Source organism: Nocardia thailandica NBRC 100428 (genome assembly GCF_000308795.1).
Taxonomy (GTDB): Bacteria; Actinomycetota; Actinomycetes; order Mycobacteriales; family Mycobacteriaceae; genus Nocardia; species Nocardia thailandica.
Genome location: NZ_BAGK01000312.1, coordinates 74,768 through 85,746, shown reverse-complemented (window position 1 = coordinate 85,746; position 10,979 = coordinate 74,768). Strand labels below are relative to the sequence as shown.

Below are 10,979 nucleotides of genomic sequence, written 5' to 3'. Positions count from 1 at the left end.
CTATCTGCCCCATTGTGTTCGTGATGAGATGCGCCGCTCCACCTTGCCCAGCGCACTTTCCCCGAGAGGCGGTGCACGCTTGCCGACTCCGGACACCGGTCAACCGCAACCGCCAGCCCTGCCGACCCGAGCACGGGACAGCGCATGGAGGGATCGCGGTATGCATCCGCATCGTGTCGTGCCCTCCTCCGCCGTCGACAATGACGCGCGATCCACGCTGGATCACGCCGCCGACCAGACTTCCCGGCACACCGCTTCACACGGTGCCTCAGCAAGACCCTGTCAGGCAACTCGGCCGACGCCGGACAATCTCACGGAGCCGATCACCGCACTCGCACGTCGCGCCGCGCTTCCTCGCAGGCACCATCGGAGCAGTGCCCGCAGCTGCGCATTCGCAGCCTCACCCTCATGGCCGCGGTCCTGGACCTCGCCTACGCCGTAAGTGTCAGCAATGACCGAATACGTCGAGCAGCTCGTGGCAGGCCCGGTGTCCGAATTCGCCGAACGCTACCGCTACGGCTCATCGATCCATCGGCTGCCTCATCGACTGCGGTCACCGCACTGCACGCTCAACGACCGCGTCGTCGAGGCGCGCCACAGCATCGACTACGTCGAAGCGGTCCGGGGTTCGGCCGGCCAGGCCGAACCCCATCAGCTCGAGCACACCGGCCATCGCGAATTCGCCTACGTCTCCACCGAGGCGTGGCGCACCGCACGCCAGGCGATCCTGTCCCACATCACTGCGGTCACCTGAGGCCCTCCACCCGGACGAGCCCGGCACACCCCGATCACACCGCTGCCACTCGGCCGCACCCCGCCTGGCTTCCTCCTGTTCGCCGCGCCACCGAGCCCGGGTCTCGGACGTAGCCCGCCGCAACCTGATTGGGCTTCCCGCCCAACTCGAGCCGCGGCGCGTTGCGGCCGTCCAATACGCTGGGGTCACGCTGATACTCTCGACTCGGCCGTGGCGAAGCGTCCGGCCTGCGTCCCAGGGGGGGAAGTTGCGTAGATCGGCCGTTGCCGGGGTTGTTGTCGCGGTACTGAGTGTGTTCGCATCTGCGTGCGGCACAGTGCGACAAGGCCATCCCACTCCCGCCCTGACCTCGACGTCGGCGGCACCTACTACGGCGACCTCGGCCGTCAACCGGCCGGCGACGTGGTCGACCGAGTTCGATGCCGGCGCGGGCGAGGTCGCCGTGCTCGGCGACGTGGTCATCACGCCCCGCGAACTCTCGCTCATCGCCCTGGACCGCGCCTCCGGCCATGAGCGGTGGCGACGCACCCAGAAAGTCACCGGGTCGGGATTCGAATATCGGATCAGCGGAGACCTGGTCGTCGTCTCCGAGCGTAGAGCCGCATCCAGCGACCCCACTTTGTTCGAGGTGATCGAGGCGGCCACGGGCCACACTCTCTGGCAGGCCAGTACGAACTATTTGAACGTCTATGGTGAGGCGGTGTACCGGACCGACTGCACAGCAATGGGAACACCCGAGGTGCAGTGCTCCACGATGCGACACGATATCCGCGACGGAAAGGCGTCCTGGCCGCAGCCCGCGAACGGCACCCTCGGCGACGACGTGATCGGAACCTGGCACCAGCAGGCTCCGCCCGAACCGGAGTACCTGCCGATCTGGCTCGGACCACGAAGCACAGGGCCAGCAGCTCGGCCATGGGCATCGGTCGCGACCGCCACCGGGCACGTCCGCCCTGGACGCGGCGCCCATCACGCCTGGTACACCTTCAGCGTTGGTGAACTGCTCGTCAATACCGACCACGACCGGAACGAGTACCGCTGCGAAATCGCCCTCGAGGCGATCCACGGTTCGACCGGAACGCGACAGTGGTCGGCCTCGGTACACGGCGGCCGACGCAAGGGAGACGACTGCCAGAAAACCCTCAGTGGGTCCGAACTCGGTCAGATGATCGGTGACGGCTCGAGGATCGCAGCTGTCACCGCAGAGGGAAACCCTCAACTATTCGATCTGACAACAGGTTCCACGATCTGGGCGGCCGCCGATCGTGGCACGCCCCTCGACGGGGACAACCGGTCCCTGCTGGTGAGTGAGTTCGCCGATCAGGGCGATCTGTCTCTCCTCGATTTCGAAACCGGGCAGAAGAAGTGGTCTGTACCCGATCCGGGATTCGATCCCTATCCGAGCCGACGGACGACCTTTCTGACCGGCAATCGCGTTGTCGTAGGTGGCCCGATATCGACCGGAAAACTCGGCGGCCGACCGACCACGATCATCTACGACCGCGAATCGGGGCGCGAGATCGACCGTTACGTCGGCTGGGTCCAAGGCGCGGGCCCGGACTGGCTCGCTCTGCTGGCGAGTGACGGCACGGGGGCGAACGAACTCCGGTTCTACCGCTGATCACCCACGCGAGGCGAGCGCCATGTCGACCGATTGCGCGAAGATCACCACTCGATCGGAGCCGGGCGCGCTCAGCTGTTGTTCGGTCGGCGAAGCCACCTTGTCGAGCCGAACCGGTGTCACCCAACCGGCGGGCCTGAGACAACGCGGTCTCGCGCACACGTCGATGACGACGCGGCCGCTCGGGCCCCAGATCACGGGAGACAATGCGTACACGACTGCCTGCGCTGCGGCAGTGGGTACCTGTGCGGCAACCCACCCGACCAGACCACCCACCGCGACCGCACTCCGACACCGGACAGTCGCGCGCCCAGTCCCGCGCAAGGGCCTGCATCACAGGGTGCACGCCCACACTGAAGGTGGGCCGGCCTGCGACGCCCTCCCATTCCAGCGAGGCGTCACCAGCGAGCGGGGAGGCTCACCGCTGGATCCAGCGACGCAGGGCATCGATGGTCGTCTCCGGCGAGGTGTTGAAACATATTCTGATTCCCGGCGAGACGTCGATCAGCGTATTCACCAGGCGCTCGAACAACACGGTGTGCTCGGGTGCCATGCGGACGCCGGCGCCGATCATCGCGACCCGGAACTCTCTCTGCGCCAGACACCCTCGCAGCGCCGCTTCTGCCAGCTCGGGTTCGGCGGGCAGCCGGCAGGAGACGAGGTCGAAACCGGCGGCACGCAGTGCTGCCTCACCGGCGTCGATGCGCGCGGTCAGCGTCGACTCGTCGAGTCCTGGGTAGCGGCTGTAATCGACCGCGCTGGGATGCAGCCCGATCGACAGCACGAGATCGGTCGAATCATGGTGCTCCACGACATGGTCCTCCGGTTCCGGCACAAACATGGACAACGCGAGGCCCGCGGCCGCGAGCACGACGATGGACGCCACGATTCTCACCACGGCATACTCCCGTTGCGATCGAAGAAACCGCCGGTAGGTCCTTCCAGACCGACCGTCGCCAGGTCCACGATCGCATCGGTGCCCTGTTCCAGCGTCTGGAATCCGGTGTGGCCATTGAGATCGGTCGCGGTGAACCCGGGGTCGACCGCGTTGACGCGAATCCCCTCGAGGGCTTGGGCATACAACGTCGTGAGCATGTTCAGGGCTGCTTTACTCGTCGGATAGCCCAGCGTCGGTCGCACGAGATCCTTCCATTTCGGATCGGTGATCGTCGCGATCGAGCCCATTCCGCTGGACACCACGATGATGCGCGGATCGGCTGAACCACGCAGCAGCGGCAGGAACGCGGTGATCACGCGGACCGGCCCGAAGACGTTGGTCTCGAACACTTCGCGCAAGTCCTCCGCTCGCGTTTCCGCCGGATGCGAATCCCGCCCGCCCACACCGGCATTGTTGACCAGCACGTCGAGCCGACCGGCAGTGGACCGGACGAACTCGGCGGCCGCGTCCACCGATTCCTGCACGGTCACATCCAGCGGGCAGAAATGGACCCTCGCGCCACCGACGGCCAGCTCCGCGGCTACCTGGGCGCCGCGATGCCCGTCGCGGGCGGTGAGAAAGACCTCCCAACCCGCTCCGGCCAACCGACGCGCGGTTTCGCGCCCCAGTCCCTTGTTCGCCCCGGTCACCAAGGCAATCGTTGTCCTCATGCCGGAAACCCTGGTCCTGATCGGCGGTGGTCTCCAGGGCTTGCGCGGCATAGGAGCACCGGTACCACCCCGAGCCGACAGGACTACGGCACGATGGCTGGATGGACAAGGCTGAGCTGGCCAGCGTGTTGCGCACCGCGCGCTCACGCCTCACCCCCGCCGACGTCGGCCTGCCCGGCGGGCATCGCAGGCAGGTGCCAGGGTTACGGCGCGAGGAGGTCGCCCACCTGGCCGGGGTCAGCGTCGACTACATCGTGCGGCTGGAACAGGGACGCGGCCCGAACCCCTCCGCACAGGTACTACGCGCGTTGACGCGGGCTCTGCGCCTCAACGAATCCGACCGTGATCTGGTATTCCGCCTCGCCGGCGCCGAACCCCCTCAGGCCGGGCACATCCCCCTGGTGATCCGGCCCAGCGTCCTACGGCTGCTCGACCGCATGACGGACCTGCCCGCGCTGGTGCTCTCCGCCAAATCCGATGTGCTGGCATGCAATCCGCTCGCGACCGCGCTGTTCGGCGACCTCTCCACCCAACCGCCCGAGAAACGCAACCTGCTGTGGCAGCGGTTCCTGGGCACCGGACTGGACCGACTGGTCACGACACCGGAAGACGAGGCCGCCGACGCCGTCGCATGCGTGGGATCGCTGCGCACCGTACACGCGAAGTATCCGGACGATCCAGGTCTGGCCCGACTACTCACCGAACTACGCACGGGAAGTCACCGTTTCGACGGACTATGGCAGGCCGGCCGCGCCGGACAACTGCGCAGCCGAACCGTCACCTGGCGCATCCCCAACGCGGCATTCTGGAACTCGACTGCGATGTCCTGCTGGTACCCGAGGACGATCAGGCCGTCGTCGTCTACTCCGCCGTCCCCGACACACGCTCGGCCTCAGCACTGGAATTGCTGCGCGTCACCGGCCTCGAACAATTCAGCGCGCACTGACTCGGGAATGGTCTGACAGACGCCAACAGCGGCAACGACGGCCACAGCCGGTCCTCCCGGCCACGACTGCGTCGTAGGCGTGTTGTCCGTCGTGGTCCGCCAGCCAGCTGATCACCGCGACTACAGCAGGGGCGATCCGGCAGAGGGAATGAGTCGGGTGGCAGCCACCTCGGTGATAGCGGTGGTGTCGAAGCCCTCCATGTCGGAGCGCAGTTCGGAGCTGGCCAGATATCGTTCGGCGACCTCGGAGGGATCGGCGTCGACGGGGAACGACACCAGCGCGTACAGCTTCGGCACATCGGAGCCGTCCGTCCACAGACCATGCAGTCCGACGCCGAACTTCGGAAAGCTCATCAGATGCCGCAGATAGTGGATGCCCCGATACCGGTCCAGCGCCTCTTCGCTCGACAGTGTGTAGATCCTGAGCTGGTAGATCCTCATGACTGATTCCTGTTGCTGGATGGTGGAGCGGGCACGGTCTTCAGCGGCGGCCACGCCGGACCGGGCGACCTGACGATCTCTTCGTCGATCTCGCACGCAAGAGGGTCAGACCCCGCGGACGCGGCGCATGCGGCGGATGTGGCGGGGGCGACCGATGACGTACCAGATGGCGCGGACCGGTGCGGGCAGGACGCCGAGAAGTGTGGCGCGTTCGGCCCGGTCAGCGTCCTCCAGGACGAGCCCGAGCAGTGTGAGCAGGGTCCGTTTCGGCGTGTTGGCTACCAGATGTTCGCCCAGCGAAGCCCATTCGCTTTCGGTGACGTACTCGGCCGCGAGAGGGAGGAGGGCCGCTTCTTCGTCGTCGAGGTGTTCGAGCAGGACGGCCCGGTGATCGACGAGGAATGCCACGAGTGTGTCGCGTTCATCGGCTCCGGCCGTGGTCTCCCACGCCGCGGCCGCGGCATCCAGCTTGGTCAGGGTGGCGTCGACGCGCTGATGCTGGGCTTGCATGCGCAGGATGACCTCGGCCCCCGGATCGACCCGGGAGAGCAGAGGTGGCCACAGCAGCTCGTCCTCGCCCTGGTGGTGGTGCCTCAATCCGAGCAGATAGTCACGCAAGTGCTCAACGATCACGCCGGCACGGGCGGTGTCGCCTGGAGCGACGGCCGCGATGAGCTCGATCAGCAGTCGGGACTCGCGGCGGAAGGCGCGGTGGACTATCGCCATCTCCTGGGTGTTGACGCTCATTGTTCCTGTCCTTGGGTGGGTTTCGAATACCTCGAGCCTGATTGCCCGGAGTTGGAGACTGCTGGGAATCGACTTGGAAGGCTCGAACTCGCCTCCACGCGTACGATGTGACGCGTCATGGTTTTCATCCGGGTTCTGGGATCGTTCGCGGCGGAAGCCGACGGAGAACCTCTACCTCTCGGTGGGCCGCGGCAGCGCGGCGTGTTGGCTCTGCTGGTTGCCGCGCGCGGGCAGGTCGTGCCGGTCGACCGGATGATCGAGGACCTGTGGCGCGGCGAACCACCCGCGCGGGCGCTGGCATCGCTGCAGGCCTACGTGTCCAATCTGCGCCGCCTGCTGGAACCCGGCCGCCCGCCACGAGCACCGGCTCGACTGCTGGTGAGCGCGTCGCCCGGCTATGCGCTACTGCTGCCGCGAGAAGCGGTGGACGCGTGGCGTTTCGAGGAACTGCTCGCCGAGGCCCGCGCACTCGCCGATCCACGTGATGCTCACCTCCGGCTGACCGAGGCGCTGGCACTGTGGCGCGGACCCGCGTTCGCCGAAGTCGCCGACGAGCCGTGGGTCGCTGCCGAGACCGCGCGGCTCGACGAGCTGCGTTTGGTGGCCCGCGAACTGCGCATCGCTACCGGCTTGCGCCTCGGCGACCCCGCGACCGTGGTACCCGACACGGAAACCTTCACCCACGACCATCCTCTGCGTGAGGAAGGCTGGCGCCTGCACGCCCTGGCGCTGTGGAACAGCGGCCGCCAAGCCGACTCCCTCGCCGCGCTCCGCCGCGCCCGCGCCCTCTTCGCCGAGGAGCTCGGCCTGGACCCGGGACCGGACCTGGTGGCGCTGGAAGAGGCAATTCTGACCCAACGCACCGACATCCTGCGTGAAGTCGTCCCCCCGCCCCCGCCGGAGACCCCCCGCTCCGCACGCTCGATCGAAGAGCCCTGCGCGGCACCATTCGTGGGCCGGGCGAACGAGCTGGCGGCGCTCCTGACCGCGGCCGGGGAAACCGCCCGCAGACAGGTGCGCGTCGCACTCGTCACCGGAGAGGCCGGGCTCGGCAAAACGATGCTGCTCACGCAGCTCGCCGCGCGACTCGCGCAGGACGGGTGGCTCGTGGCCACGGGGCGCTGCCCCGATGCGGACAGCGCGCCGCCCGCCTGGGCCTGGGTCGAAGTGTTGCGCACCGTCGCCGAGAGCGTTCCCCCGGGCGATTTCGCCGAGGACCTGGCGCCGTTGCTGTCGGACTCGGCGACCGGCAACGGGGACGCGGCGGCCGGCCGCTTCCGATTGCGGCGCGCCGTGTGGGCGTGGCTGTCGGCGATCGCCGCGGATCGTCCGGTTGCCGTCGTGCTGGACGACCTGCACTGGGCCGATGCCGCCACGCTGGAACTGCTCGCCGGGGTCGAGGCGCGAGCCCCTATCCTGATCGTCGCGACGTACCGCGCGGACGAGAGCGAGCACCTCGGCGCGACGCTCGCCTCCCTCGCCCGCACGGCGCCCCTGCGATTGGACCTGCCCGGACTCGATCGCGACGCCGTCGCCGAACTGGTCCGTACCGAGTGCGAAGCCGACGATACGACCGTGACCGGCATCACCGAGCGGACCGGCGGCAACCCCTTCTACGTGCGAGAGACCGCGCGGCTGCTCAACGGCGAAGGCGCGCTGACCGCGCTGTCCGAGGTTCCCGAGGGCGTCCGGGACGTGCTGCGGCGACGGTTCGCCAGGCTGCCCGAGAGCGGTGTGTCCGTCCTGCGGCTCGCGGCGGTCGCCGGCCGCGAAAGCTCGGTGGACGTACTCGTGCGTGCCGCCGACACCGACGAGGACGGCGTCCTGGACGCACTCGACGCGGGCGTCATCGCCGGACTGCTCGACGAGCCCGCACCCGGGCGGATCCGATTCGTGCACGCCTTGGTCAGGGACACGCTCATCACCGATGTCAGCCGGGTCCGGATCACCAGGATGCACGCCAGGCTCGCTACGGCCTTGGACGGCTCCGGTGATGTCAACGCGCTGGCCCACCACTACGCGCGAGCGGGATCACCGAAAGCGGTCGGCTATTGCCTACGGGCAGCCGAACTGGCCGAGGCACGCTATGCCCACGACGTCGCGGCCACACTGCTGGCCGATGCCGTCGCCAACTCCAGCGACCCTGACCAGCGGGTGGGCCTGCTCGGCAGACTACTGCGCGCGCAGGTCAGGGCCGGAGCCTTTGCGGCGGCCAGGGACACGCGTGAGCAGGCCGTGCAGTACGCCGAGTCGATCGGGCGCGAGGATCTGATGATCGCCGCGTTCACCGCCTGGACCGAACCCACTCCCTGGCAGGCCCGCACCTACGGCACGATCGACCATCCCATCGTCGAGCGCCTCGCCCGACTGCTCGAACGGACCGGGTTGGCTCCCCACGTGCGATCCCATCTCCTCATCGCCTACGCCCACGAGCTGGTGGGCGAGGGTGACCCGAGCGTTCTCGCGGCGGCGCGGGAAGCGCTCGACCTCGCCACAGCTCCCCGCCTGAAGGCCGCGGCGCTGCTGGTTCTCGCGCGCGAGTCCGGACAGCAGGAGCACTCGCGCACCTTGGTGGAGATCGGCGTCGAGCACGACCTGCCCGTCTATCGCGTGACCGGGCTGATCAATCAGGCCGCCAACGCTGCCGCAACGAATGACCCCGCGACCGTGCGCCGGGTGGCGGCGCAGGCACTCGCACTCGCCCGCGCCTACCAGATGCCAGAAGCGATCGGCGCCGCCGAGATCGCGCTGGCGACACTGGTGCTCATCGAGGGTCGATACGCCGAGGCCGAGCGCCTCTACACCGAGGCGACCGAACGCATGGAACGTGCCGGCTCGGTGCACGCCGCAGGCTTCCTGCGGCTCGCACGCGCGGCGATCTGGATCAACGACGGCACGCTCGGCAACCACCTGGACGACGTACGCGCCCTGCACACCGCGCTGGGCCCGATGACCACCGACCTGCTCACGCTCGCTCTCCACGCCGCGGGGCGCCGCGGTGAGGCGGACCGGGCCCGGACCTCACCGGCCCCGATCCGACCCGACTTCTTCTTCACCTTCCTGACCAGTCTGCGTGCGATGGCGGCGGTCGCCTTCAAAGACCGCGCCGCCGCCGAGCACATCTACGCGGACCTGCTGCCCCACCGAGCCGGCCCCCCAGCGGGCGCGGAGAGCGTGTCGCTGGCCCTGCGCCCCGTCGCGCACACGCTCGGCGAACTCGCTCTGCTCCTCGGACGCGCCGACGAAGCCGCAGCCCACTTCACCCGGGCTGCCGCCATCGCCGAGACATGGAATGCTCTCGCCTGGTCCGCCGACGCCGAAGCCAGCGCGAACCGCCTTCGGATCCAACGGTTTTCGCCCATATAGATGCGCGCCGGCCCAGCCTGCCTTCGGCAGCCAGTGCCAAGGCGACGCGCCACGCAGACCATCCGCGCCCACGCCTCCACTGTCTCGAACCGTCCGAGGACTTCCACGGTGGTCGCGGTGAGCCGGCGACGCGTTGTCGATACCGGTCGAGCGACCTGCGTTCACCGTTCTGAGGAAACCGGTTGGCCTGCCCACTCGCACACTGACGCGAGATCCCCATCTCGGCGGCGACGTGAGCGACGGGACGGGCCCGCCACCGCCGGTTCGATGGTCACCGGCCTTTCACCGACAACGGTGCGTCAGCGGGCCCCGGCACGCACCTGCTCGACCGGCCTTGTGCCGCGCCGACGCATGACGACTCCCACGACACCCACCGCCGTGGTGGTAAAGGCGGCGCTACACCACAGTGCCGCTGTGGCGCGATCGATGCGGTCGACCACCAAGCCTGCGGTGACGGGGCCGAGAACGGCACCGATGTTGACGGCCGTGGTCGCCAACGCACCACAGATCCGCGGAGCGAGCGCGGTAGCGGTCTGCACGATCGTCGCGATCAGCGTCGAACCAACGCCGAACGCCACCGCTCCCGAGACCACCGACATGACCAACAATCCGATCAGCGCGTGCGCGGTCACAGCGACCAGCACCCATATTCCGGCGAGTACGCCAGTTCCAGCCAGGATGATCCGCCGCTGGTAGCGATCGCTGTAGCGACCGGTGACAGTCACGCCGAGAAATGAGCCGACACCGAAGAGGGCCAGTACTACTGGGACCCACCGGCCGCTCCCCGCGGTGTTGGCCGTAATGGCGCCGAAATAGATGAATGCGGCGAAGGTTGCGGCGTTCACCAGGATCCCGGCGACGACGGCGCCGACCACCGGACCCTGGCGCAGCACCAGCCATTCGCGCAGCATCGTCGGTTCCTGCCGGGTCGGCAGTAGACCGTCGCGCACATCATCACCGAGCATCACCCACACCGGGACGAGCAATGCTGCGCTGACAGCGGCGACGGCCCAGAACGCCGCACGCCACCCCCAATACTGCCCCAGCAGCGTCCCTGCGGGGACGCCGGCGACGCAGGCCACCGTGACACCGGACACCACTACCGTGCTCGCGCGACCGAGCATCGCCGGTACTACCAGTCTCGGCAACGTGGCCAGCACGATCGCCAAGAACCCGGCATTGGCCAGCGCCGCGACAACCCGGGTCACCAACAGCATCGAGAACCCGGTCGTCGCGGCCGCGGCGACGTGCGCGAGACAGAACAATCCCAGCAACACCGTGACCGAATTCCTGACGGGCAACCGGCCCGCCGCCATCACCATCACCGGCGCCCCCACCACCATGCCAGCCGCGAACAGCGAGGTCAGCCAACCAGAGGAACCAAGCGACACCCCGACATCCACCGCGATCTGCTCGAGCAATCCCGACACCATGAACTCGGATGTGCCCTGCGCGAAAACCGCAGCAGCCAGCACAAACACCACAATGGGCATAAG

8 protein-coding genes and 2 pseudogenes are annotated in these 10,979 nt (G+C 68.2%); 4 read left to right on the top strand and 6 right to left on the bottom strand.

The window, feature by feature from the left end:
- The first annotated feature begins 451 nt into the window (after positions 1-451).
- A complete protein-coding gene (locus ON36_RS32460; RefSeq protein ID WP_043661889.1) occupies positions 452-754 on the top strand; it encodes a hypothetical protein in 303 nt (100 codons plus the stop codon).
- Between the two features lie 292 nt (positions 755-1,046).
- The gene (locus tag ON36_RS32455) at positions 1,047-2,375 is read left to right on the top strand and encodes an outer membrane protein assembly factor BamB family protein (protein WP_157225169.1); all 1,329 of its coding nucleotides are present in this window, start codon (positions 1,047-1,049) and stop codon (positions 2,373-2,375) included.
- Between the two features lie 418 nt (positions 2,376-2,793).
- Here ON36_RS32455 and ON36_RS32450 read toward each other — a convergent pair whose 3' ends face one another.
- Positions 2,794-3,261 carry a hypothetical protein gene (locus ON36_RS32450; RefSeq protein WP_218001281.1) on the bottom strand — a complete coding sequence of 156 codons (468 nt, stop codon included), beginning with the start codon at positions 3,259-3,261 and terminating at the stop codon, positions 2,794-2,796.
- A 5-nt stretch (positions 3,262-3,266) separates the two neighbouring features.
- Positions 3,267-3,983 carry an SDR family oxidoreductase gene (locus tag ON36_RS32445; RefSeq protein WP_043661883.1) on the bottom strand — a complete coding sequence of 239 codons (717 nt, stop codon included), beginning with the start codon at positions 3,981-3,983 and terminating at the stop codon, positions 3,267-3,269.
- A gap of 101 nt (positions 3,984-4,084) precedes the next feature.
- Between ON36_RS32445 and ON36_RS32440 the strand changes: the two are divergent.
- Positions 4,085-4,929, top strand: a pseudogene (locus tag ON36_RS32440) (helix-turn-helix domain-containing protein).
- A gap of 120 nt (positions 4,930-5,049) precedes the next feature.
- On the opposite strand, the gene ON36_RS32435 reads toward ON36_RS32440, so the two are convergent.
- On the bottom strand, positions 5,050-5,370 hold the full coding sequence (locus tag ON36_RS32435; RefSeq protein WP_052314634.1) for a hypothetical protein: 321 nt from the start codon (positions 5,368-5,370) through the stop codon (positions 5,050-5,052).
- A 105-nt stretch (positions 5,371-5,475) separates the two neighbouring features.
- Positions 5,476-6,117: a hemerythrin domain-containing protein gene (locus ON36_RS32430; RefSeq protein ID WP_043661881.1), complete on the bottom strand. Its 642-nt coding sequence runs from the start codon at positions 6,115-6,117 to the stop codon at positions 5,476-5,478.
- A 117-nt stretch (positions 6,118-6,234) separates the two neighbouring features.
- Here ON36_RS32430 and ON36_RS32425 point away from each other — a divergent pair, with 117 nt between their 5' ends.
- Entirely contained in the window at positions 6,235-9,483 is a 3,249-nt protein-coding gene (locus tag ON36_RS32425; RefSeq protein WP_043661879.1) for an ATP-binding protein, read from the top strand.
- 142 nt (positions 9,484-9,625) lie between these two features.
- On the opposite strand, the pseudogene ON36_RS37025 reads toward ON36_RS32425, so the two are convergent.
- Together ON36_RS37025 and ON36_RS32420 are read right to left on the bottom strand one after the other, a co-directional pair.
- Positions 9,626-9,730 (bottom strand): annotated as a pseudogene (locus ON36_RS37025) (IS481 family transposase); the annotation flags it as partial.
- A 52-nt stretch (positions 9,731-9,782) separates the two neighbouring features.
- The gene (locus tag ON36_RS32420; RefSeq protein ID WP_043661876.1) at positions 9,783-10,976 is read right to left on the bottom strand and encodes a Cmx/CmrA family chloramphenicol efflux MFS transporter; all 1,194 of its coding nucleotides are present in this window, start codon (positions 10,974-10,976) and stop codon (positions 9,783-9,785) included.
- Positions 10,977-10,979 lie beyond the last annotated feature (3 nt).